Raw genomic sequence first — 23,480 nt, 5'->3', positions numbered from 1 at the left:
ATCACTGCACCTGCTGCGGGGTCTCCTCCCCCATGCAGCGCACCGCACGCTTGCGGTTGTCCACCAGCACCCCGGTCAAGCCCTTCTGCTGCGTATCGAACAGCACCAACACGCCATCCATGCATTGGGCCACCTGCGCCGCAGGCTCCAGCGAGACCTTGTAATCTTCGCCCGGCACGGTCTTGAGCATGGTGAAGTCTTGCAGCAGCAGCGCATCCTCCGGCTTGGCGAAATGCAGGTAGCCGTAATACCAGAGAGCCCCCACCGTCACGATGATGCTACCAACACCGGTCAGGATCAGTGGGATGGCGTTGCGTTCTTCACTCATTGCTTGTTCTTCTCGTCAGGGTAGTTGGGCACTTCGGCAAGCCGCCGCAGGCCGTTGAAATGGCTGGGGTCATCCAGAAAGCGGAGCATCACCTGGCGCCACACCGGGTCGGCGAAGGTCTGTACATGGCCGCCACGGGTCAGTTGCAGCACACGCGGTGGCGGTGCGTGCTGGTACAGGCGAATGCCGTTGCCCATCGGCACCAAGGTATCGTCGATGCTGTGGAAGAACAGCTTGGGCGGGCTGGCAAGTTGCTCGATCGAGCGAATCGCGCTGTCGCCGTCCGGCACCAGCCAGGACAACGGTACCTGCAGTGGCCAGGTCAGCCATGAGGTACTCAGAGCATAACGGCCGACATCACGGTAACTGGCCGGGACACCATCGAACACCAACGCACTGAAGCGCTGACGCTGTTCGGGGTGCCCTGCCAGATAGTGGATGGCCATCGCTCCGCCGAGACTCTGCCCCAGCAGCACCAGGGGTGTGCCTTTGACCTCGGGGGCCTGGTCGAGCCAGGCCATGGCGGCTGCGATATCTTCATAAACCTCCGGCAAGCCGGGTTGCCCCTGGGACAGGCCATAACCGCGGTAGTCGATCATCAGCACCTGATAGCCCTGTTCCGGCAACCAGTAGCTGCCGCCAAGGTGGCCGGGCAAGTTACCGCCGTTACCGTGCAGGTGCAGTACCGTCCCCTTGACCGCGACACCTGTCTTCACCGGCAACCACCACCCGTGCAGGCGTACTCCATCGGAAGTAGTGAGGGTGATATCACGGTATTGAAGCTTGGCCCGCTCGGGGGTGAACGCCTGGCCCGGCTCGGGGTAGAACAGCAGGCTGCTGCAACCGCCAAGCCCCAGCAGGAGCAAGCCCAGGGCCAGCAGGCGGCAGCGCTCAGAGAATGTTCGCGTAGTCGGCTTCAATGCGATCCAGGCTCAGGTGGTTGAGGAAGTTGGAGAAGCACATCCACGCCGACAGGGCGTTGAGGTCGCGGAACTGTTCAGGCAGGTACTTGGGCGGCTCGACCAGGCCCTCTTCGACCAGTTGGCGAAGGGTGCGCATGTCTTCCAGGGTGGTCTTGCCACAGAACAGCAGCGGAATCTGCTCCAGCTTGCCCTTCTTAACGGCCAACTGAATGTAGTTGTAAACCATGATGAAGCCCTTGAGATAGGACAAGTCCTTGGTAAATGGCAGGCCATCGGGCACCGAGCCACGGAACACCCGACTGGCATTGCTGTAGCTCTGCGCCATTTCGAAGCCCTGGCAGCGGAAGAACTCGAACACCTGGAGAAAGTCGGCGCCCTCCTCGACCATGTGGATGGCGCGGGTACGGTTGGTGAGCTTGCGCAGGCGGCTGGGGTAGGAAGCGAAGGCGATCACCTCCATGAGAATAGCCAGGCCTTCCTGGGTCACCGTCGACGAGGGTGGGCCCTTGGCCAGGAAGGTACAGATCGGCTGGTTCAGGCCATTGAGCGTGGTACCCACGTGCACCAGCCCTTCATGCACTTCCAGCGCGCGCACATCGCGGCTGTTGAACATGGCGTCGGCGCGAATCTTGATGTAGTCGGCACCCGCCGCCGCGTCGGCGACGATACCGTCGGACTCGAACACGCGGATGGTTTCCTCGGCCTCGCCGAACACCTTGTTCAGTCGGTGCTGGAGGATGTCCACGGCCTCCTTGGCGGTGAGGTTCTTGGGCTCGTCCTTGAGGTCGCCACGGCCATCGATATTGTTCAGGTAATCCGACAGCATCAGGCCCAGGTCGGCCAGTGTCGGGTCACCGGCGTGAAAGGCATCGGAGGCGGCGCCGTACAGTTCCTGGGAGATCAGGCCGAAGTCTTCGGTACCGCGCGCTTCGAGCATGCGCACCACCATGCGGTATTCCTTGCACATGCGCCGCATGATCTGCCCAACCGGGTTGAACTGGCCCAACTGCCGGGTGATATCGCGCTCGATGCTCTGGAACTCGGCCTTGACTGCGTTGGAGTCGAACGACAGCGGACGTGACTGGTAATAGGCACGGTCTACCGCCGGTGGCTCCTTGCCCTTGGCCTTGAGGAAGCCTTGGCGAATGTTGTCGTCCCACTTCACAGCGTCGAGCACACGGATCGGGGTCTGCGCCGCGACGATGCGATCGGACAGGGCGCGAATGGTTTGCTGGTACTCGTCCACCGGGGACTCCTTTCTAGAACAGGGCGCCTGTACCGGCCCTATCGACGCGGTTCGTCGCCACGACAAGCCGACTCACAGGGATCCCACAAACCTTGAATATTGTGAGCTCCCTGTGGGAGCCGGCGTGCCGGCGATGAGGCCCGCACGGTCATTTGCCGGAGCGTTGGAAGCGCGCCACCTCGACGAACAGGTCCGAGTTGGCCGGGTCATCCAGGTAGGCCAGCACCCGAGCGGACGGGCTGTCGATCAGCACGCCCTCGCCGTTGTCTTCCGGCACCTCGGTACTGCGTCCGGTCAGTTCTTTCTTCTCCACCGCCTGCTCTACCTGCTCGACGTCGAGGTTGTAGAGCACCAGCTCCTTGCCATCGACGATGTCGAAACCGCCGATCAGAAAATTGCCGCCCAAGCGCTTTGGCACCCCAGCCGACAGATACCAGCGGTTGCCGTGGCGCGAGACGGTAAACACATATTCTTCAGGCTTCTTGCCCTTGGCCGTGGCCACCGCCTTGTAGGCATCGGCGCCACTGCGGCTGATCACCAGTTGCAGCGGCTCGCCCCAGGCATCCTTGCTGCGCCACTTGCCCAGCAAGGCCTTGGGCGCCGCCTGGTTGCTCGGCAACGGCTCATGGAAGGTCACCAGACAACCGCCCAGCAGCAGGAATGACAACGTCAACAACACCACACGCCAGGCTTTCATCAGGTTCTCCTTGAAGGGTCGATCTCAGCTCAGGCCGATGCCAACACCAGGTGCAGGTAACGGGTAAGCATAGCGAGCATCTGCCCATCGGCCTGCGCGTCGGCATCCTTGAGCAGGCCCTGATATTCCATCTGCTCGATAATCGCCGTCAACATCTGGGCGTCCTGCTCCGGCTGGCGCGAGCCGACGACCTCCAGTAGTTGCCGCGTGCCATGCAGCAGGATCTGCTCATGGGCGCACACAAGCTCGGCCAGACGGGGGCACAAGAGTGCCTCCTGGCGGAAGGCCTGCTCGGCCATCAGAAAGTCACGGCGGTTGAGCAGTTGCCGCGAAACGTAGTCGGCCGTCATGCGCGCCACTTCGTCGGCAAGCCGCGCCCGCGATTGCGCGCTACCGTCGCCCTGGGCGAGCAGCTGGCGCAGCACCACCTCGGTATTGGCCCACAATTTGGCCATGTAGGCGGCACTGCGTTCGACGTATTGGGCGAAGGTATCGGTGAGCAGGTCTTCGATGTCCTTGAAGTAATAGGTGGTGGCAGACAACGGGACGCCCGCTTCCGCTGCCACGGCGCGGTGGCGAACACCGCGTACGCCGTCACGCACGACGATACGCATGGCGGCGTCGAGGATGAGCTGGCGGCGTTGCTCGCTGCCTTGACGGGCGGTCTTGCGCCCCTGGTATTGCACGCTCTCGGCGACGGCGCTGGCGATGCCGGCGGCGCCTTGCTGGGCCATTGCGGGTGTCACGGGGTTACCTCAATCGTTCGAGTCATCGGCTGTCTGCGGCGGCCCTATCGCCGGCAAGCCGGCTCCCACAGGGTACCGGGGCGCTCCTGTGGGAGCCGGCTTGCCGGCGATAGGGCCAGTAATCACAACATAAGCCTTCAGGCAAGAAAAAGCCGCCTCGAAAGGCGGCTTGTTCACTTCACTCAGGCCTGTGGGCGCATGTGCGGGAACAGGATCACATCGCGAATCGACGGCGAGTTGGTCAGCAGCATCACCAGGCGGTCGATACCGATGCCTTCACCTGCGGTGGGCGGCATGCCGTACTCCAGGGCGCGCACGAAGTCGGCGTCGTAGTGCATGGCTTCGTCGTCACCCGCGTCCTTCTCGGCCACCTGGGCCAGGAAACGCTCAGCCTGGTCTTCGGCATCGTTGAGCTCGGAGTAGGCGTTGGCGATCTCGCGGCCACCGATGAACAGCTCGAAGCGGTCGGTCACGGCCGGGTTGTCGTCGTTGCGACGGGCCAGTGGCGACACTTCGAACGGGTACTCGGTGATGAAGTGCGGCTGCTCCAGCTTGTGCTCGACCAGCTCTTCGAAAATCATCACCTGCAGCTTGCCCAGGCCTTCGTGGCCAAGCACCTTGGCACCGGCCTTCTTGGCGATGTCACGGGCACGGTCGACGTCCTGCAGGTCGGCGGCGGTGAGCTCAGGGTTGTACTTGAGGATCGAATCGAACACCGACAGGCGCGCGAACGGTTCGCCGAAGTGGAACACCTTGTCGCCGTACGGCACGTCAGTGCTGCCCAGTACCAACTGCGCCAGTTCGCGGAACAGTTCCTCGGTGAGGTCCATGTTGTCGCGGTAGTCGGCGTAGGCCTGGTAGAACTCGAGCATGGTGAACTCGGGGTTGTGCCGAGTCGAAACGCCTTCGTTACGGAAGTTGCGGTTGATCTCGAATACTTTTTCAAACCCGCCGACTACAAGCCGCTTGAGGTACAACTCCGGCGCAATGCGCAGGAACATGGCCATGTCCAGGGCATTGTGGTGGGTTTCGAACGGCTTGGCCGCGGCACCACCCGGGATGGTCTGCAGCATCGGCGTCTCGACTTCGAGGAAGTCGCGGTCGATGAGGAACTTGCGGATGTGCGAGATCACCTGCGAACGCACACGGAACGTGTGACGGGTTTCTTCGTTGACCATCAGGTCGACGTAACGCTGGCGGTAGCGCTGCTCGGTGTCGGTCAGGCCGTGGTGCTTGTCTGGCAGCGGGCGCAGCGACTTGGTCAGCAGGCGCACATTGGTCATCTCGACGTACAGGTCGCCCTTGCCCGAACGGGCCAGGGTGCCTTCGGCGCTGATGATGTCGCCCAGATCCCAGGTCTTGACTGCGGCCAGGGTTTCTTCCGGCAGGGTCTTGCGGTTGACGTAGACCTGAATACGACCGGTCATGTCCTGGATCACCATGAACGAGCCACGGTTGAGCATGATGCGGCCGGCAACCTTGACCGGGATCGCGGCTGCTTCCAGCTCTTCCTTGGTCTTGTCCGCGTACTGTTTCTGCAGGTCGTTGCAGTAGCTGTCGCGACGGAAGTCGTTGGGGAAGGCGTTGCCCTTGGCACGCTCGGCGGCAAGTTTTTCCTTGCGCAGGGCGATCAGGGCGTTTTCTTCCTGTTGCAGGTCTTGCGATTCGGTCTTGAGGTCGCTCATGTCGTCATTCTTTCCATCAGGTGTTCGTTGCCCTTTTCGGGCAGGGCACGCGATACCGGCGGGCGGCCTGGTATCGCGGCGGTGATGTGCGGCTTACAGCCCCTGCTTGAGGCTCGCTTCCAGGTACTGGTCGAGGTCGCCGTCCAGAACTTTCTGGCAATCGCTGCGCTCGACGCCGGTACGCAGGTCCTTGATGCGCGAGTCATCCAGCACGTAGGAGCGGATCTGGTGGCCCCAGCCGATGTCCGACTTGCTGTCTTCCAGTGCCTGGGAAGCGGCGTTGCGCTTCTGCATTTCCAGCTCGTACAACTTGGCCCGCAGCATTTTCATGGCGGTGTCCTTGTTGGCGTGCTGGGAACGTTCGTTCTGGCAGGCCACCACGGTGTTGGTCGGCACGTGGGTGATACGTACCGCCGAGTCGGTGGTGTTCACGTGCTGGCCACCGGCCCCGGAGGAGCGGTAGGTGTCGATGCGCAAGTCGGACGGGTTGATCTCGATCTCGACCTTGTCGTCGATCTCGGGCGACACGAACACTGCCGAGAACGAGGTATGGCGACGGGCACCGGAGTCGAACGGGCTCTTGCGCACCAGGCGATGCACGCCGATTTCGGTGCGCAGCCAGCCGAAGGCGTACTCGCCCTTGATGTGCACGGTGGCGCCCTTGATGCCGGCGACTTCACCTTCGGAAAGCTCGATGATGGTGGCGTCGAAACCGCGCTTGTCGGCCCAGCGCAGGTACATGCGCAGCAGGATGTTGGCCCAGTCCTGCGCTTCGGTACCGCCGGAGCCGGCCTGGATATCCAGGTAGGCGTTGTTCATGTCCATCTCGCCGCTGAACATGCGACGGAACTCGAGCTGGGCCAGGTTTTCTTCCAGGCCTTCCAGTTCGGTCACGACGTCGCCGACGGCGCTTTCGTCATTCTCCTCGACGGCCATGTCGAGCAAGTCCTTGCAGTCGGCCAGGCCATTGGCCATCTTGTCCAGGGTCTCGACGACCTGCGCCAGCATGGCACGCTCGCGGCCCAGGGCCTGGGCGTACTCGGGCTTGTTCCAGACGGCCGGGTCTTCCAGCTCGCGGTTGACTTCGATCAGGCGGTCATGCTTGTGATCGTAGTCAAAGATACCCCCGAATGGACTGGGAACGCTCGGTAAGGTCCTTGATGGTGTTCAGGATCGGTTGGATTTCCATGGGCTGGCTACTCGCGCGAATTCGGTGAAAAGCCGGGGAGTATAACCGAGTCTTGGGCCGGGCGGCAGACCCGCCGGGCAGTAGAAACCCCGGATGGCCCTATCGCCGGCAAGCCGACGCCCACAGGTTGACCGCTGCTCTGGAGACACGGGAGACCCTGTGGAAACCGGCTTGCCGGCGATAGGGCCCTTCAGGCAATCCCGACCTGGTTGCGACCGCTGTCCTTGGCCAGGTACAGGCCCTTGTCCGCCGCCAAAATCAGTTGTCGGCAGTGGCTGCCGACCGGCGGCGTCTGGGTTGCCAGACCAATACTCACAGTGAGCCGCGAATCAGTCTGGGGCGCGGTGTGCGGGATGTTCAGGCCGAGCACGGTCTGACGCAGCTTTTCCGCCACCAGCCGCGCCCCGCCTGGAGAGGTATTGGGCAGCACCAAGGCGAACTCCTCGCCACCATAGCGCGCCGGAAGATCGGTGGGCCGCGAGCACGAGCCACGGATGGCCTCCGCCACCTGGCGCAGCGCTTCGTCACCGGCCAGGTGACCGAAGCTGTCGTTGTAGACCTTGAAATAGTCGACATCGATCATCAGCAGCGACAACTGCTGCTGCTCGCGCATGGCCCGGCGCCACTCCAGCTCCAGGTACTCGTCGAAGTGGCGGCGGTTGGACAGCCCGGTCAGGCCGTCGGAATTCATCAGCCGTTGCAGCATCAGGTTGGTGTCGAGCAGCTGTTGCTGGCTGACACGCAAGGCCCGGTAGGCCTCGTCTCGCTGCAGCAGGGTCAAGTAAGAGCGCGAGTGGTAGCGGATGCGTGCCACCAGCTCGATGGTATCGGGCAGCTTGACCAGGTAATCGTTGGCCCCGGCGGCAAACGCGGCGCTCTTGACCAGCGGGTCTTCCTTGGTCGACAGGACGATGATTGGAATGTCCTGCGTGGCCGGGTTGTTGCGGTACTCGCGCACCAGGGTCAGGCCGTCCAGGCCGGGCATGATCAGGTCCTGGAGAATCACCGTGGGCTTGATGCGCATGGCCTGGGCCACGGCCTGATGCGGGTCGGCGCAGAAGTGGAAGTCGATGTTCTCTTCATGGGCCAGGCCACGACGCACGGCTTCGCCGATCATTGCCTGATCGTCGACCAGCAGCACCATCGCCGAGTTTTCGTTGGCCGTCGCGAAACCGTCGATTGGTAAATCAGTCATCCATTTTCACCTGATCACTGCAGCCGAGGCGGCGTGACTCAATACATATCGTCATTTTGCAAAGATTTCCATCAAGCGCCCGGCAATTCGCTCCAGCGGACGGATTTCCACCGCTGCATCGATTGCCGCGGCGGCTTTGGGCATACCGTAGACTGCGCTGCTGGACTGATCCTGGGCGATGGTCAGAAAGCCCTGCTCGCGCATCAGTTTGAGACCCTGGGCGCCGTCGCGGCCCATGCCGGTGAGCAGCACACCCACCGCATCGCCGCGCCAGTAGCGCGCCACACTTTCGAAAAAGACATCGATCGAGGGCCGGTAGATTTCGTTGACAGGTTCAGCAGTGTAGGCCAACTGGCCATTGTGCAGCAGTCGGATATGGTGGTTGGTGCCGGCCAGCAGCACTTGCCCCGGCTGCGGTGGCTCGCCCTCACGCGCCAGCCGCACCTCCTGCCCGCAGGCGCTGCTGAGCCATTCGGCCATGCCGGCGGCAAACACCTGGTCAACGTGCTGGACCAGCACGATGGACGCAGGAAACGCCTTGGGTAAGCCCTTGAGCAGTACTTCAAGAGCAGCCGGGCCACCTGCCGAGGAGCCGATTGCCACCAGGCCACGGCGCTGGGCGGCATCGCGCAGTGGCGCGGCCACCGGTTTGGTCGTGCTGGGCCGTTGCTGGCCGATCAACCAGCTGATGTTGAGGATCTTGCGCAACAGCGGCGCTGCGGCCTCACGCGCATCGCCCGCGCCAAGGGCCGGCGTGTCGACCACATCCAGGGCACCATGGCCCATGGCCTCGAACACCCGGTGCACGTTCTGCTTGCGGTCGACGGTGACGATGACGATGGCGCACGGCGTTTCGGCCATGATCCGCCGGGTCGCCTCTACCCCGTCCATCACCGGCATGATCAGGTCCATGAGAATCAGGTCGGGCGTGACCTCTGCGCACCGGCTCACGGCCTCGGCGCCATTGCCGGCCACCCAGACCACCTCATGCGCGGGCTCGAAGGCCAGTGCCCGGCGCAGGGCCTCCACGGCCATGGGCATGTCGTTGACGATGGCGATCTTCATCCTTGAGCACCTCCGATCAATTCGACCACGGCATCCAGCAACGCATCGTCGTGGAAGCTCGCCTTTGCCAAATAGTAGTCGGCGCCAGCGTCCAGGCCACGCCGCCTATCTTCCTCGCGGTCCTTGTACGACACCACCATCACCGGCAGTGACTGCAGGCGCTGATCGCGGCGCACCAGGGTGACCAGTTCGATGCCGTCCATGCGCGGCATGTCGATGTCGGTGATCAGCAGGTCGAAGTCTTCGCCACGCAGGGCGTTCCAGCCGTCCATGCCGTCCACCGCCACAGCCACCTCGTAGCCGCGGTTGCTCAGCAACTTGCGTTGCAGTTCGCGCACGGTCAGCGAGTCGTCCACCACCAGGATGCGCTTGCGCGCCGCGCCACGGGCCGCCTGAGCGCCACGCTCGATACGCTCGAGGCGGCCGGTGCTGAGCAGTTTTTCGACCGAGCGCAGCAAGTCTTCAACGTCGACGATCAATACTACCGAGCCGTCGTCCAGCAGGGCGCCGGCGGAAATGTCCTGGACCTTGCCCAAGCGCGGATCCAGAGGCATCACCACCAGCACCCGCTCGCCGATCAGGCGCTCCACGGCCACACCATAGAGCTGTTCCCGCTCGCGGATCACCACCACCCGCAAGCTGCCTTGCTCATTGTGCCCGCCCGGCCGGTTGAGCAACTGGCTGGCAGCCACCAGGCCGATATGCTGGCCCTCGTGCCAGAAGTGCTGGCGACCCTCGATTTGCACGATCTGCTCGGCGCTGACCTCCAGGGTGCGCTCGATATGCGCCAGCGGGAAGGCGTAGGCCTCACCGCCCACCTCCACCACCAAGCTGCGCACCACCGACAGGGTCAGCGGTACCTCCAGGTGGAAGCGGCAGCCCTGGCCGGCCACCTGGGTCAGTTCGATCGAGCCGCGCAGCTCGCGGACCATGTGCTGCACCGCGTCCAGGCCGACGCCACGGCCGGAAACCTCGGTCACCTTATCGCGCATGCTGAAGCCTGGCAGGAACAGGAAGGTCAGCAGCTCCGCCTCGCTCATCTGCGCCACCGTGTCCGCTGGCGACAGGCCGCGCTCGACGATGCTGCGGCGCAAGCGGTCGAGGTCGATGCCGGCCCCGTCGTCGCTCAATTCGAGGATCAGCAAGCCCGCCTGATGGGAAGCCCGCAAGCGGATCGCGCCCTCCTCCGGTTTGCCAGCCAACACGCGCTGCTCGGGCAGTTCGATGCCATGGTCGACGGCATTGCGCAGCAGGTGGGTCAGGGGCGCATCGAGCTTTTCCAGCACATCGCGGTCAACCTGGGTCTTCTCGCCGTCTATCTGCAGGCGTACCTGCTTCCCCAGCGAGCGCCCCAGGTCGCGGACCATGCGGCTCTGCCCGGTAAGCACGTCAGCGAACGGGCGCATCCGGCAGGCCAAGGCGGTGTCATAGAGCAGCTGCGCGCGCTGGCTGGCCTGCCAGCCGAACTCATCGAGGTCGGCAGCCTGCTGCTGCAGGATCTGCTGGGTTTCTTGCAATAGCCGCTGGGTCTGGGCCAGGGCTTCGAGCACTTCCGGGCTCTGGCCGCTGTCTTCAAGCTGGGTCTTGAGGCCGTCAAGGGCTCGCATGCCTTGGCCGTGCATGCGCTTGAGGCGTTGCAGGCTGGCCAGGTACGGCTTCAGGCGCTGGGTTTCGACCAGTGACTTGCTGGACAGGTCGAGCAGGCTGTTGAGGCGGTCGGCGGTCACCCGCAGTACCCGCTCGCCGCCCTCCCCGCGCTTGCCGGCCTTGCGCGGGGCTGGCGGCTCGTTGTCGGGGTCGGCTTCAAGTATCGACGGCTCGGCGGCTGCGGGCATCGGCTCAGGCACGTTTGCCAGTGACACAGGGGTCACCGGCGCAGGCGTAACAGGCAAGGCCCCGGGATCGATCAGGCCGGCCATCTGCACGAGAAACGCCGGCACCGCGGCCTCGCCTTGCGAATCACCGGGCGTTGCGATGTGCAACAGCAAGTCGGTGCCCCGCAGCAATGCGTCGATATGGTCCGCACGCAGCAGCAGCCGGCCTTCCTGCGCGGCCACCAGACAGTCTTCCATCACGTGGGCAACGCTGACCCCGGCATCGAGGCCGACGATGCGCGCTGCGCCCTTCAGGGAGTGCGCGGCGCGCATGCAGGCTTCCAGTTGATCGGCCTGGGTCGGGTTGCGCTCCAGTGCCATCAGCCCGGTGCTCAGCACCTGGGTCTGGGCTTCGGCTTCGAGGCTGAACAGTTCGAGCAACGATGCGTCGCGCATTTGCTCAGGGGTCATGACAAGCTCCGCTGCACGGCAGACAATAGTTGTTGTTCGTCCAGCACGCGCACGCTGCGCCCGCGCCACTGCAGCACCGCAGCGGTGAAAGGTGCGACCTCCTCGGCAGTGCCCGCCAATGCGAGGTCGAGGCGGTGAATGCCATCGATTTCATCCACGGCCATCACCACCGGGCCACCCGACGCAGCCAGGATCAACAGCCGGGGCATCGCCCTTGCGCTGCGCGGCTGCTCGGCCAGATGCTCGACACCCAGCAGGTCGCTCAGGGACAGACACGGGACCAGTGCCCCCCGCACGTTGGCCACGCCCTGCAGTACCCGAGAGCGCTGGTGCGGCAACGAGTGCACCGGCTGCACCGGGGCTATCTCGGCCAGGCAGGCGGTGGCCAGGGCCAACCATTCCTCGCCCAGGCGGAACAGCAGCAGCGAGCGCCCGGCATGGGCGTCGCTGGCCCGCGCTTCGTGCACCTGGTCGTCCTGAACCAGTGCGTAGCGGTCCAGCAGGCGCGTAGCGGCTGCCGCGTAAACATCACAATTGCGGCAGTGGATATGCCGTTCCAGCAGCGGGCACTGCTTGTTGCCATGCACGCCGATACGGTTCCAGCAATCATCGATCTGCTGGTCGTCTTCGGCGAGCAGCTCCAGGGCATGTTCGACGCTCATCGTTCAGACTCCCGCCCGGCGCGCGCCGCGCGTTCCTGCAGGCGGCGAGCCCCCGCGCTGTCACCTTGTGCCGCCAGCAGCGTGGCCAGGTGCAGAAGCGCCTCGGGGTGCTGCGGCTCCAGATACAGGGCCTTACGGTAATGGCTCAGCGCTTGCGCCGCATCGCCTTCGGTGTCACTGAGCAGCCCCAGCCAGTAATACACCTGGGCCTTGGGCGCGTACTGGCGCAGGTAACGCTGGCAGCTTGCACGCGCCTGCGCACTGTCGCCGGCATTGGCCTGGCGAGCGATGCTGGCCAGCAACTCGCTTTCGCTCTCGCGCACCTCGGCCACCGGAGCGGCGGCCGGTATCGCCCGGCGAGGCGGTGGCAAGGGCATGGGCCTGCTCGACGCAACGGGCGCTGCGATGACGGGCATGCTGCGTGGCGGCTGCGGGGGTGCAACGAGGCTATCCACAGGCTGGCGCACATAGGCAAACGACTGGGGAATGCCAAGCGGACGCATGCCCAGACGCGCCAACAGGCTCCCCTCGGCGGGCCCGATGAACAGCACGCCCAGCTCGTGCACCAGGCGCTTGAGCACCTCGAACACACGCTGCTGGGTCGGCACGTCGAAATAGATCAGCAGGTTGCGGCAGAACACGAAATCGTACTGGCCATTGCGGCTGACCAGTATCGGGTCGAGCACATTGCCCACTTCAAAGTTCACCAGTTGACGGACCCGCTCATCCAGCGCGTGGTTGTCGCCGGCTTCGTGGAAATACCGCTCACGAAAAGCCAGTTCACTGCCGCGGAAAGAGTTGCGCCCGTATACCGCGCTCACGGCCTTGGCCACCGAGTTGGGGCTGATGTCGATGGCGTCGATCTGGAAGGCAGCGGGGTTCATCCCCGAATCCAGCAGGGCCATGGCCAGCGAGTAGGGTTCCTCACCGGTGGAACAAGGCAGGCTGAGCAAACGCAGGGGCCGCTCGCCGGCCAGTTCGGCCAGGCGCTTGTGGGCCAGCCCGCCCAGTGCGGTGAACGATTCGGGGTAACGGAAGAACCAGGTTTCCGGCACGATCACCGCTTCGATCAGGGCCTGCTGTTCTGCTGTCGATTGCTGCAGGCGCAACCAGTAATCGTCAAGGTCCGCGGCGTTGAGTGCAACACAGCGCTGACGCAGCGCCCGCTCGACCATGGGTACGCCCACCGACTCGACATCCAGGCCGATGCGCTCCTGCAAAAAACGGAAAAAGCGATGCTGGCTCATGAGCCCACCTGCTGCTGGCCTGGTGGGTCCGGGAACAGCAGCTCGCGCACGGCATCGCTGAGCAGGTCATCGACTTCGATGCGCTGCAACATCCCTTGGGCATCCTGGCGTACCGGGCCCAGGTAAGGTGCTTCGCCGTTATCCAGGCCATAGGGCTGGAACTCTTCCGGGCGACAGCGCAAGGTTTCGGTGGCCTGTTCCAGGATCAACCCCAGTTGATGTGCCTTGCGGTAATGCACCAGCACCAGGCGTGTGCTGGTGCGCTCGGCGGCGGGCCGGGTGAAACTCAAGGCGCACAGGTCGATCACCGGCACCAGCACGCCACGGTGGGCGAGAATGCCGGCAACCCAGGCAGGTGCCTGGGCCACAGGCTTGAGCGTTCGGCGCGGCAGCACCTCGATCACCTCGCGCACATCCAGGGCGAAGCGCTGCTGGTCGAGTCGAAAAAGCAGGTACAGCGTGCCCTTGGCCCGGGCCACCGCTGCCGTTTGCGGATGCAGGTCGGTCATGTCGGTCAGACTTTGAAACGCGACACGCCGCCACGCAGGCCTGCGGCCACCTGGCTCAACTCATCGATGGCAAAGCTGGCCTGACGCAGCGACTCCACCGTCTGGGTACTGGCATCGCTCAGCTGGGCCAGCGCCTGGTTGATCTGTTCTGCACCGGTAGCCTGGGCCTGCATGCCTTCGTTGACCATCAGCACCCGCGGCGCCAAGGCCTGCACCTGATGGATGATCTGGCTCAGTTGCTCACCCACCTGCTGCACTTCATACATGCCGCGGCGCACTTCTTCCGAGAACTTGTCCATGCCCATGACACCCGCCGACACCGCCGACTGGATTTCCCGCACCATCTGCTCGATGTCGTAAGTGGCCACGGCCGTCTGATCAGCCAGGCGCCGTACCTCGGTGGCAACCACAGCAAAGCCTCGGCCATACTCGCCGGCCTTCTCGGCCTCGATGGCCGCGTTGAGCGACAGCAGGTTGGTCTGGTCGGCGACCTTGACGATGGTCACCACCATCTGCGTGATGTTGCTGGCCTTTTCATTGAGGATCGCCAGCTTGGCATTGACCAGGTCGGCGGCACCCATGACCTGGTGCATGGTGTCTTCCATGCGCGCCAGGCCCTGCTGGCCGGAGCCGGCAAGGCTCGAGGCCTGGTCGGCGGCGCTGGTGACTTCGGTCATGGTGCGAACCAGATCACGCGAGGTGGCGGCGATTTCACGCGAGGTGGCACCAATCTCGGTGGTGGTGGCTGCCGTTTCGGTGGCCGTGGCCTGCTGCTGCTTGGAGGTGGCGGCTATCTCGGTGACCGACGTGGTCACCTGCACCGACGAGCGCTGCGCCTGGGAGACCAGATTGGCCAGCGCCTCGGCCATTTCGTTGAAACCGCTCTCGATGGCGCCGAATTCGTCCTTGCGGTCCAGGCTCAGGCGCATGCTCAGGTCGCCCGAGCGGAGTTTGTCGAGGGCATGCACCACCCGCTGCACCGGTGCCGTGATGGCGCGCATCAGCAGCAGCCCGCAGATGCCGGCGGCAATGATCGCCAGCAACAGCGAAACCATCATGCTGCCCTTGGCGGTGCTCACGGCGCTGACGATTTCGTGGGTGGCGGCGTCGGCCGATTCGCGGTTGTGCTCGATCACCGTGTTCAGGTGCTTGCGCCCGTCGACCCAGGCCGGGGTCAGGACATCGCTGATCAGCCGCTGGGCTTCGGCGTAGTTGTGCTGGCGATACGCGTCCAGCACCTCACCAACGATCCTGACGTAGGTTTCCTCCATCTTCACGAAGTCATCGAACCGGGTCTGGTCGTCGCGATCCTGGATGGTGGCCTGGTAGCTGGCCATGTGCTGCTTGAGGCGGTCCTCGAAGCTCTTGAACAGCTCCATGTCGGACGAGGTGATTTCACGGTGGTTGGACAGCCCCACCAACTGCTGGCTGGACACGTAGCTGTCGACCCAGGCGCTGCGGATCATCGAGCTGTAGTAGACCCCAGGAATGCTGTCTGTCCCCACCGCCTCCTCGGCACTTTCGATCGCCACCAGCCGCGAGTAGGCGGCCACGATCATCAGCAACATGATGGCGATGATCACGGCGAAACTTGCCAGGATCCGTTGGCGCAAGGTCCAGTTCTTCACATTCAGCCCTCAGGAATTCACAACGAGCGGGAAAAATCGCCGAAGTATAGCCTAGGCGTCCTACGCTTTTGCGGCTGACATGCGGGGTAATCAGGCATCCTTGCCCATAAAACAAGCCTTTTGCCACTTATTGCGCCGCGGCAAGGCGCACTTGGCTCTCCAGCTCCTGGCGCAAGGCAGGGTCCAGTCGCAACTGGCGGGCCAGTTCGTCCAGGTAGGCACGCTCCATGAAGTTTTCCTGATCGACCATCATCACGCTGGCCAGGTACATCTCGGCGGCCATCTCCGGCGTTTGCGCCGCGCGGGCAACTTCAGCCGGGTCCAGCGGCTTGTTGAGCTCCGTGTGCAGCCATTGCTGCAGTTCACCGTCGCTGTCCAGGCGGGTGAATTCACCTTCGATCAGTTGGCGCTCGCGGTCATCGATATGGCCATCGGACTTGGCCGCCGCCACCAGTGCACGCAGCACTGCCTGGCTGTGCACCTCGGCCTCGGCAGGTGGCAGGCGGTCGAGGGTCTGTGGCGCGGCCTGCTGCGTACCTTGCCGGGCCTGCCAGTTGCCATAGGCCTTGTAGGCGAGTACCCCCAGGGCAGCCAGGCCACCGTAGGTCAGCACCTTGCCCCCCACCTTGCGCCCCTTCTTGCTACCCAGCAGCAAACCCATGGCCCCAGCGGCCAGGGCGCCGCCGCCCGCTCCGGACAACAGACTGCCTAGCCCACTCCCGCCCGCAGCGGGTTTACCGGCGCCAGCCTGCTTGTTCAGCAGTTCCTGACCGGATTTGAGCAATTGATCGAGCAAGCCCCGGGTGTTCATGTGCATGTCTCCACGTTGCGCAAAGTAACGGCCAGAGTAAGCCCTGCCGAATGCCTGGCCACCTGCGGATTTGCTTCCAGATGTTGCTTTAGCTGGCAAAAAGCCAACTAGACTCGATATCGCCAACATCCTGCGCAAGCGCACTACGCTTATAACGAATGCTTCACTGCTTTCTTGATGACTGCCCCGACCGAGATCTCCAAGAACAAGAGGGAACACCATGTCAGTGCACAAGACCGCATTGCTCGGCGCCGTGACCGGCGCACTGCTGGCCAGTGCCAGCCTGCAGGCCGCCGAAATGCTCAAGGCGGTAGGTAAAGGCGAAGGCCAGCTGGATATCGTCGCCTGGCCCGGCTACATCGAGCGCGGCGAGAGCGACAAGGCCTATGACTGGGTCAGCGGCTTCGAGAAGGAAACTGGCTGCAAGGTCAGCGTCAAGACCGCCGCCACCTCCGACGAAATGGTCAGCTTGATGAACAAGGGCGGTTACGACCTGGTCACGGCGTCCGGCGATGCCTCCCTGCGCCTGATCGTCGGCAAGAAGGTGCAGCCGATCAACACCGCGCTGATCCCCAACTGGAAGAACATCGACCCGCGTTTGCAGAACGGCGGCTGGTACGTGGTCGACAAGCAGGCCTACGGCACCCCGTACCAATGGGGGCCCAACGTACTGCTGTACAACACCAATACCTTCAAGCAGGCACCGACCAGCTGGGGGGTGGTGTTCGAGCCGCAGGACCTGCCCGATGGCAAGCCGAACAAGGGCCGCGTGCAGGCCTATGACGGGCCGATCTACATCGCTGATGCGGCGCTGTACCTGAAATCGGCCAAGCCTGAACTGGGCATCCAGGACCCCTACGAGTTGAACGAAGCCCAATACAAAGCGGTGCTGGAACTGCTGCGCCAGCAACAACCGCTGATTCACCGTTACTGGCACGACGCCACGGTGCAGATGAGCGATGTGAAGAACGAGGGGGTAGTTGCCTCCAGTTCCTGGGGCTACATGGTCAATGGCCTGAAGGCCGAGAACCAGCCGGTGGCCTCGACCATTCCGAAGGAAGGCGCCACGGGCTGGGCCGACACCACCATGCTGCACAGCGAAGCCAAGCACCCCAACTGCGCCTACAAGTGGATGGACTGGTCATTGCAGCCGAAGGTGCAAGGCGATGTGGCGGCCTGGTTCGGTTCGTTGCCGGCGGTGCCCGCGGCGTGTACCGGCAGCGAGCTGCTGGGGGCAGAGGGGTGCAAGACCAATGGTTTCGACAACTTCGACAAGATTGCTTTCTGGAAAACCCCGCAGGCCCAGGGGGGCAAGTTCGTGCCGTATAGCCGATGGACCCAGGACTACATTGCGATCATGGGAGGTCGCTGAGGTCGATTGAGCCTGTACTGACCTCATCGCCGGCAAGCCGGCCCCCTCAGGTACACCGCTGAACCCGATCTGTGGGAGCCGGCTTGCCGGCGCTGAGGCCAGGCAACCCAACCAACAGCCGAGTAGTGCCATGCCCCTAGCCGTCCAGTTCACCCAGGTTTCCCGCACCTTCGGCGAGGTCAAGGCTGTCGACCAGGTCAGCATCGACATCGAAGACGGCGAATTCTTCTCCATGCTCGGCCCTTCGGGCTCGGGCAAGACTACCTGCCTACGCCTGATCGCCGGCTTCGAGCAACCCGACAGCGGCTCGATCCGCATCCATGGCAGCGAGGCCGCCGGCGTGCCGCCCTATCAGCGTGACGTCAACACGGTGTTCCAGGACTACGCGCTGTTCCCCCACATGAACGTGCGCGACAACATTGCCTACGGCCTCAAGGTCAAGGGCGTGGCCAAGGCCGAACGCCATGCACGGGCCGAAGAAGCGCTGGCCATGGTCGCCCTGAGCGGCTACGGCGAACGCAAGCCGGTGCAGCTTTCTGGCGGCCAGCGCCAGCGTGTGGCCTTGGCCCGTGCCCTGGTCAATCGCCCGCGGGTGCTGTTGCTCGACGAGCCGCTGGGCGCGCTAGACCTGAAACTGCGCGAGCAGATGCAGGGCGAACTGAAGAAACTGCAACGCCAGCTGGGCATTACCTTCATCTTCGTCACCCACGACCAGACCGAAGCCCTGTCGATGTCCGACCGTGTGGCGGTGTTCAACCGCGGCCGCATCGAACAGGTGGACACCCCGCGCCAGCTCTACATGAAGCCCGCCACCACCTTCGTCGCCGAGTTCGTTGGCACCTCCAACGTGGTGCGTGGCGACCTGGCCGAGCAACTCAGCGGTGCGCGCTCACCCTTCTCCATTCGCCCAGAGCACATTCGCCTGGGTGAATCGCCCGTTACCGGCCAGGAGGTCCAGCTTGGCGGCCTGCTGCGCGACATCCAGTACCAAGGCAGCGCCACGCGCTACGAAGTGCAGCTGGACAACGGCCAACTGCTGGCGGTAAGCCACGCCAACGACCGCTGGCAAGACCAGCCGCAATCCTGGCAGGCCGGCCAGCGCGTGCAGCTGCGCTGGCCGCGCGAAGCGATGACGGCGCTGCAGGAAACCGTGCTGACCGAGGGCCGCTGACATGAGCCTGGCCCAACACCCTTCAAGCCCGTTGCGGCGTTTTTCCAACCTGCTTTACCGGCGCCCCAACCTGTACCTGTCACTGTTGCTGATTCCGCCACTGACCTGGTTCGGCGCCATCTACCTGGGGTCGTTGCTCAACCTGCTGTGGCAGGGCTTCTATACCTTCGACGACTTCACCATGGCAGTAACGCCCGTGCTGACCCTGGGCAACTTCGCCGCCCTGTTCAACCCGGCCAACTTCGACATCATCCTGCGCACCCTGACCATGGCCGTGGCAGTGTCCCTGGCCAGCGCGGTGCTGGCCTTTCCCATCGCCTACTACATGGCGCGCTACACCAGCGGCAAGACCAAGGCGTTTTTCTACATCGCGGTGATGTTGCCGATGTGGGCCAGCTACATCGTCAAGACCTACGCCTGGACCTTGCTGCTGGCCAAGGGCGGCGTGGCGCAGTGGTTCGTTCAGCAGTTGCACCTGGATGCGCTGCTGCAAGCCGTGCTGGCCGTACCCGGGGTCGGCGGTAGCACCCTGTCGACCTCGCACCTGGGGCGCTTCATGGTGTTCGTGTACATCTGGCTGCCGTTCATGATCTTGCCGATCCAGGCTTCGCTGGAACGCCTGCCGCCATCCCTGTTGCAAGCCTCGGCAGATCTGGGCGCACGGCCTAGGCAGACGTTCTGGCAAGTGATCCTGCCGCTGTCGATTCCCGGCATTGCCGCCGGCTCCATCTTCACCTTCTCACTGACCCTGGGCGACTTCATCGTGCCGCAGCTGATCGGCCCGCCCGGCTACTTCATCGGCAGCATGGTCTACGCCCAGCAAGGGGCCATCGGCAACATGCCGATGGCCGCCGCGTTCACCCTGGTACCGATCGTGCTGATTGCGGTGTACCTGTCGATCGTCAAGCGCTTGGGGGCCTTCGATGCACTCTGAAAAAGCCTCGCTCGGCCTGCGTCTGGCGGCGTGGGGCGGCTTGCTGTTCCTGCATTTCCCGATCCTGATCATCGTACTGTATGCCTTCAACACCGAAGATGCGGCCTTCAGCTTCCCGCCCCAGGGCTTCACCCTCAAGTGGTTCACCGTGGCCTTCGCCCGCCCGGACGTGCTCGAGGCCATCAAGCTGTCGCTGCAAGTGGCGTGCCTGGCGACGTTGATTGCCCTGGTGCTTGGCACACTGGCGTCGGCAGCGTTGTATCGGCGCAGTTTCTTCGGCAAGGAGGGCATTTCGCTGATGCTGATCCTGCCGATCGCCCTGCCAGGAATCATCACCGGCATCGCCCTGCTGTCGGCGTTCAAGAGCCTGGGCATAGAACCGGGGATATTCACCATCGTGGTCGGCCACGCCACTTTCTGCGTGGTGATCGTCTACAACAACGTGATCGCGAGGTTGCGGCGCACCTCGCAGAGCCTGATCGAGGCCTCGATGGACCTGGGCGCAGACGGCTGGCAGACCTTCCGCTACATCATCCTGCCCAACCTCGGCTCGGCGCTGCTGGCCGGCGGCATGCTGGCCTTCGCCCTGTCGTTCGACGAAATCATCGTCACCACCTTCACCGCCGGCCACGAGCGCACACTGCCGATCTGGCTGCTCAACCAGCTGAGTCGCCCGCGTGACGTGCCGGTGACCAACGTGGTCGCCATGCTGGTGATGCTGGTGACCATGCTGCCGATCCTCGGCGCCTACTACCTGACCCGCGGCGGTGAAAGCGTCGCGGGCAGCGGCAAATGACCTCAAAGGAGCCCCCATGCAAATCAATATGCTGATCAATGGCCGCCTGGTGCCTGGCGAGGGCGCGGCCTGGACCGTGCTCAATCCGGCCGAGGGCAGCGCCCTGGTGCAGATCAATGAGGCCACCGAGGCCCAGGTCGATACTGCCGTACGCGCCGCCGACCAGGCCTTCGACAGCTGGTCACAGACCAGCCCCAAGGAGCGTTCGCTGGCCCTGCTCGCGCTGGCCGATGCCATCGAGGCGCATGGCGATGAGCTCGCCAGGCTGGAATCGCAGAACTGCGGCAAGCCTTTTGCAGCCGCACTTAACGACGAGATACCGGCGATCGTCGATGTGTTCCGTTACTTTGCCGGCGCCACCCGCTGCTTGGGCGGCTCGGCGGCCGGTGAATACCTGCCAGGGCATACCTCGATGATCCGCCGCGACCCGCTGGGCGTGGTTGCCTCGATCGCGCCGTGGAACTACCCGCTGATGATGCTGGCCTGGAAGATCGCCCCGGCCCTGGCCGCCGGCAATACCGTGGTCATCAAACCGTCCGAGCTGACCCCGCTGACCGCCCTGCGCGTGGGCGAGCTGGCGAAGGACCTGCTGCCGGCCGGGGTGCTCAACATTCTGTTCGGCCGTGGGCAAACGGTCGGCAACCCGCTGGTCACCCACCCCAAGGTGCGCATGGTTTCGCTGACCGGCTCGATCCCCACCGGCGCGCACATCATCGGTGCCACCGCCGACAGCGTGAAGCGCATGCACATGGAGCTTGGCGGCAAGGCGCCGGTATTGGTGTTCGACGATGCCGACATCGATGCGGCCATCGAGGGTATCCGCACCTTCGGCTTCTACAACGCCGGCCAGGATTGCACGGCGGCCTGCCGACTGTATGTGCAGAGCGGTATCTACCAGCGTTTCGTCGAGCGCCTGGGCAAGGCGGTTTCGAGCCTCAAGCCCGGCGTACAGGATGCCGAGGACACCGAACTGGGCCCACTGATCAGTGCCCAGCACCGCGACAAGGTGGCAGGCCTGGTGAACCGCGCCATTGCGCAGCCGCACATCCGCCTGGTCACCGGTGGCAAGGCACTGCCCGGGGACGGTTTCTTCTTCGAGCCGACGGTACTGGCGGACGCCTTGCAGGACGACGAGATCGTGCGCAACGAAGTCTTCGGGCCTGTGGTGTCGGTGACGCGCTTCACCGACGAAGCCCAGGCGCTGGAATGGGCCAACGACTCGGAGTACGGCCTGGCGTCCTCAGTCTGGACCCGCGACACCGGCCGCGCCCACCGCATGGCGGCGCGGTTGCAGTATGGCTGCACCTGGGTCAATACCCACTTCATGCTGGTCAGCGAAATGCCCCATGGCGGGCAGAAGCATTCGGGGTATGGCAAGGACATGTCGATGTATGGGCTGGAGGATTACACCTGTGTGCGGCATGTGATGATCAAGCATTGATTTTGCGGTGACTTCACCGGCCCTATCGCCGGCAAGCCGGCTCCCACAGGTACCCCACTGAACTCGAGGACAGTGGGGTACCTGTGGGAGCCGGCTTGCCGGCGATAGGGCTGGAACAGGCGATGCCTAATCCCGCAGATCCGACTCATGAATGGGGTTCGCCCGGCTGGTTGCGCGCTGGTATTGCGCCGGCCAGGTCGCCTTGTTGCCGCCCAGGTCATCGTCGGCATGCAGCGGCCAGTACGGGTCGCGCAGCAGCTCACGGGCGAGGAAGATGACATCGGCCTGCCCGGTGCGCAGGATGTGCTCCGCCTGGGCCGGCTCGGTGATCATGCCCACCGTGCCGGTGGCGATTTCCGATTCCTTGCGCACACGCTCGGCGAAGCGGGTCTGGTAGCCGGGGCCGGTCGGGATCTCGGCGTTGACCGAGGTGCCACCCGAGGACACATCGATCAGGTCGACCCCGAGCACACGCAGGCGACGGGCCAGTTCGACGGTTTCATCCGGGTTCCAGCCATCTTCCACCCAATCGGTCGCCGACACGCGGACGAACACCGGTAACTCCTGGGGCCACGCCTTGCGCACCGCTTCAGTGACCTGCAGGGTCAGACGAATGCGGTTCTCGAAGCTGCTGCCATAGTCGTCGCGGCGCTGGTTGCTCAACGGCGAGAGGAACTGATGCAGCAGGTAACCGTGGGCGGCGTGGATCTCGACCACCTTGAACCCTGCCTGCAGCGCCCGTTCGGTCGCGGCAACGAACGCGGCGATCACGCCGTGGATTTCATCCTGGGTCAACTCACGTGGCGGGGTGTGCTGCGGGTCGAAGGCAATCTTCGACGGCCCCACCGGCTGCCAGCCACCGTCTTCGATCTTCAGGCTGCCCTGCTTGCCCAGCCATGGGCGGTGGGTGCTGGCCTTGCGCCCGGCGTGGGCGAGCTGGATGCCCGGCACGGCGCCCTGGGCGGTGATGAAACGGGTGATGCGCTGCAGCGGCGCGATTTGCGCATCGTCCCACAGGCCCAGGTCTTCGGCGGTGATCCGGCCATCGGCGGTGACCGCCACCGCTTCGGTGATGACCAGCCCGGCGCCACCCACGGCGCGGCTGCCCAGGTGAACGAGGTGCCAGTCGTTGGCCAAGCCATCGACCGCGGAATATTGGCACATTGGCGAAACCGCGATGCGGTTGGGCAGGGTTAGCTGACGCAGGGTGTAAGGCTCGAGCAGCAGGCTCATGAGGGCACCTCCCAAGGACTCCAATGGTGATCCGGCCCGGACACTCATGCACGACGCTGGTCCGGTATCGGTCATTAATCAGACTAGACCAGAATGCTTACGGCCGTAGCTCCGCCAGCTAATCAATCTTAAAAACTCCCGTTAAAAACTAATATTTTCAACGAATTATCCTCCCCCCTATTGCCTACCTGAAAATATCCTACATTCAACCTCCCAAAACCTTACATCTGCCTGGGAAATTCTTTCCAAACGGGATCCCTCACTCCCTACTTCCGAAAAAACCCAAAACACTTAAATTTCACAGGCCGTATTTGCAA

The 23,480-nt window shown here is 63.9% G+C and carries 21 protein-coding genes; 5 read left to right on the top strand and 16 right to left on the bottom strand.

Annotated elements, in window-relative coordinates; genetic code table 11:
- Nucleotide 1 precedes the first annotated feature (1 nt).
- From KU43P_RS05640 to KU43P_RS05570, 15 genes are all read right to left on the bottom strand, one after another.
- On the bottom strand, nucleotides 2–328 hold the full coding sequence (locus KU43P_RS05640) for a hypothetical protein (RefSeq protein ID WP_176513594.1): 327 nt from the start codon (nucleotides 326–328) through the stop codon (nucleotides 2–4).
- Nucleotides 325–1,248, bottom strand: coding sequence for an alpha/beta hydrolase (locus KU43P_RS05635; protein ID WP_317661429.1), 924 nt, complete (start codon nucleotides 1,246–1,248; stop codon nucleotides 325–327). The genes KU43P_RS05640 and KU43P_RS05635 overlap by 4 nt, the downstream gene beginning before the upstream one ends.
- Nucleotides 1,220–2,497 (bottom strand): flavohemoglobin expression-modulating QEGLA motif protein, encoded by a 1,278-nt coding sequence (locus KU43P_RS05630; RefSeq protein ID WP_317661428.1) that lies wholly within the window; start codon nucleotides 2,495–2,497, stop codon nucleotides 1,220–1,222. The genes KU43P_RS05635 and KU43P_RS05630 overlap by 29 nt, the downstream gene beginning before the upstream one ends.
- Nucleotides 2,498–2,645: 148 nt before the next feature.
- On the bottom strand, nucleotides 2,646–3,194 hold the full coding sequence (locus KU43P_RS05625) for a hypothetical protein (RefSeq protein ID WP_317661427.1): 549 nt from the start codon (nucleotides 3,192–3,194) through the stop codon (nucleotides 2,646–2,648).
- Nucleotides 3,195–3,223: 29 nt separating this feature from the next.
- The gene (locus tag KU43P_RS05620) at nucleotides 3,224–3,928 is read right to left on the bottom strand and encodes a TetR/AcrR family transcriptional regulator (RefSeq protein WP_317663739.1); all 705 of its coding nucleotides are present in this window, start codon (nucleotides 3,926–3,928) and stop codon (nucleotides 3,224–3,226) included.
- Between the two features lie 194 nt (nucleotides 3,929–4,122).
- Nucleotides 4,123–5,625, bottom strand: a complete 1,503-nt coding sequence (gene lysS, locus KU43P_RS05615) for a lysine--tRNA ligase (RefSeq protein ID WP_317661426.1) — start codon at nucleotides 5,623–5,625, stop codon at nucleotides 4,123–4,125.
- Between the two features lie 93 nt (nucleotides 5,626–5,718).
- A protein-coding gene (prfB, locus tag KU43P_RS05610; protein WP_317661425.1) for a peptide chain release factor 2 occupies nucleotides 5,719–6,814 on the bottom strand; the annotation gives its coding sequence in 2 pieces (ribosomal slippage) (nucleotides 5,719–6,741 and nucleotides 6,743–6,814; 1,095 coding nt in all).
- Between the two features lie 190 nt (nucleotides 6,815–7,004).
- Nucleotides 7,005–8,009, bottom strand: coding sequence for a Wsp signal transduction system regulator diguanylate cyclase WspR (gene wspR, locus KU43P_RS05605; RefSeq protein ID WP_317661424.1), 1,005 nt, complete (start codon nucleotides 8,007–8,009; stop codon nucleotides 7,005–7,007).
- A gap of 51 nt (nucleotides 8,010–8,060) precedes the next feature.
- Nucleotides 8,061–9,074 carry a chemotaxis response regulator protein-glutamate methylesterase gene (locus tag KU43P_RS05600; protein ID WP_317661423.1) on the bottom strand — a complete coding sequence of 338 codons (1,014 nt, stop codon included), beginning with the start codon at nucleotides 9,072–9,074 and terminating at the stop codon, nucleotides 8,061–8,063.
- A complete protein-coding gene (locus tag KU43P_RS05595) occupies nucleotides 9,071–11,359 on the bottom strand; it encodes a hybrid sensor histidine kinase/response regulator (protein WP_317661422.1) in 2,289 nt (762 codons plus the stop codon). The genes KU43P_RS05600 and KU43P_RS05595 overlap by 4 nt, the downstream gene beginning before the upstream one ends.
- Nucleotides 11,356–12,021, bottom strand: coding sequence for a chemotaxis protein CheW (locus tag KU43P_RS05590; RefSeq protein WP_317661421.1), 666 nt, complete (start codon nucleotides 12,019–12,021; stop codon nucleotides 11,356–11,358). The genes KU43P_RS05595 and KU43P_RS05590 overlap by 4 nt, the downstream gene beginning before the upstream one ends.
- Nucleotides 12,018–13,268, bottom strand: coding sequence for a CheR family methyltransferase (locus KU43P_RS05585; RefSeq protein ID WP_317661420.1), 1,251 nt, complete (start codon nucleotides 13,266–13,268; stop codon nucleotides 12,018–12,020). Before KU43P_RS05585 ends, KU43P_RS05590 begins: the two co-directional genes overlap by 4 nt.
- Complete coding sequence (locus tag KU43P_RS05580; protein ID WP_317661419.1) at nucleotides 13,265–13,777, bottom strand: chemotaxis protein CheW; 513 nt, start codon at nucleotides 13,775–13,777, stop codon at nucleotides 13,265–13,267. Before KU43P_RS05580 ends, KU43P_RS05585 begins: the two co-directional genes overlap by 4 nt.
- 5 nt (nucleotides 13,778–13,782) lie before the next feature.
- On the bottom strand, nucleotides 13,783–15,405 hold the full coding sequence (locus tag KU43P_RS05575; RefSeq protein ID WP_317661418.1) for a methyl-accepting chemotaxis protein: 1,623 nt from the start codon (nucleotides 15,403–15,405) through the stop codon (nucleotides 13,783–13,785).
- Nucleotides 15,406–15,532: 127 nt separating this feature from the next.
- On the bottom strand, nucleotides 15,533–16,216 hold the full coding sequence (locus KU43P_RS05570; RefSeq protein WP_317661417.1) for a tellurite resistance TerB family protein: 684 nt from the start codon (nucleotides 16,214–16,216) through the stop codon (nucleotides 15,533–15,535).
- Nucleotides 16,217–16,436: 220 nt separating this feature from the next.
- Between KU43P_RS05570 and ydcS the strand changes: the two genes are divergently transcribed.
- The 5 genes from ydcS (at nucleotide 16,437) to KU43P_RS05545 (ending at nucleotide 21,930) form a co-directional block, all read left to right on the top strand.
- On the top strand, nucleotides 16,437–17,588 hold the full coding sequence (gene ydcS, locus KU43P_RS05565) for a putative ABC transporter substrate-binding protein YdcS (RefSeq protein ID WP_317661416.1): 1,152 nt from the start codon (nucleotides 16,437–16,439) through the stop codon (nucleotides 17,586–17,588).
- Nucleotides 17,589–17,718: 130 nt separating this feature from the next.
- Entirely contained in the window at nucleotides 17,719–18,759 is a 1,041-nt protein-coding gene (locus tag KU43P_RS05560) for an ABC transporter ATP-binding protein (RefSeq protein ID WP_317661415.1), read from the top strand.
- 1 nt (nucleotide 18,760) lies between these two features.
- Nucleotides 18,761–19,693, top strand: a complete 933-nt coding sequence (locus tag KU43P_RS05555) for an ABC transporter permease (RefSeq protein WP_317661414.1) — start codon at nucleotides 18,761–18,763, stop codon at nucleotides 19,691–19,693.
- A complete protein-coding gene (locus tag KU43P_RS05550) occupies nucleotides 19,683–20,489 on the top strand; it encodes an ABC transporter permease (protein WP_317661413.1) in 807 nt (268 codons plus the stop codon). The genes KU43P_RS05555 and KU43P_RS05550 overlap by 11 nt, the downstream gene beginning before the upstream one ends.
- Before the next feature lie 16 nt (nucleotides 20,490–20,505).
- Nucleotides 20,506–21,930, top strand: a complete 1,425-nt coding sequence (locus KU43P_RS05545) for a gamma-aminobutyraldehyde dehydrogenase (protein WP_317661412.1) — start codon at nucleotides 20,506–20,508, stop codon at nucleotides 21,928–21,930.
- Nucleotides 21,931–22,056: 126 nt separating this feature from the next.
- Here the strand turns inward: KU43P_RS05545 and KU43P_RS05540 are convergent, their stop codons facing one another.
- A complete protein-coding gene (locus tag KU43P_RS05540) occupies nucleotides 22,057–23,163 on the bottom strand; it encodes an NADH:flavin oxidoreductase/NADH oxidase (RefSeq protein ID WP_317661411.1) in 1,107 nt (368 codons plus the stop codon).
- Nucleotides 23,164–23,480 lie beyond the last annotated feature (317 nt).

It is taken from the genome of Pseudomonas sp. KU43P (genome assembly GCF_033095865.1).
GTDB lineage: Bacteria > Pseudomonadota > Gammaproteobacteria > Pseudomonadales > Pseudomonadaceae > Aquipseudomonas.
This window is presented reverse-complemented; position numbering and strand designations above follow the sequence as displayed.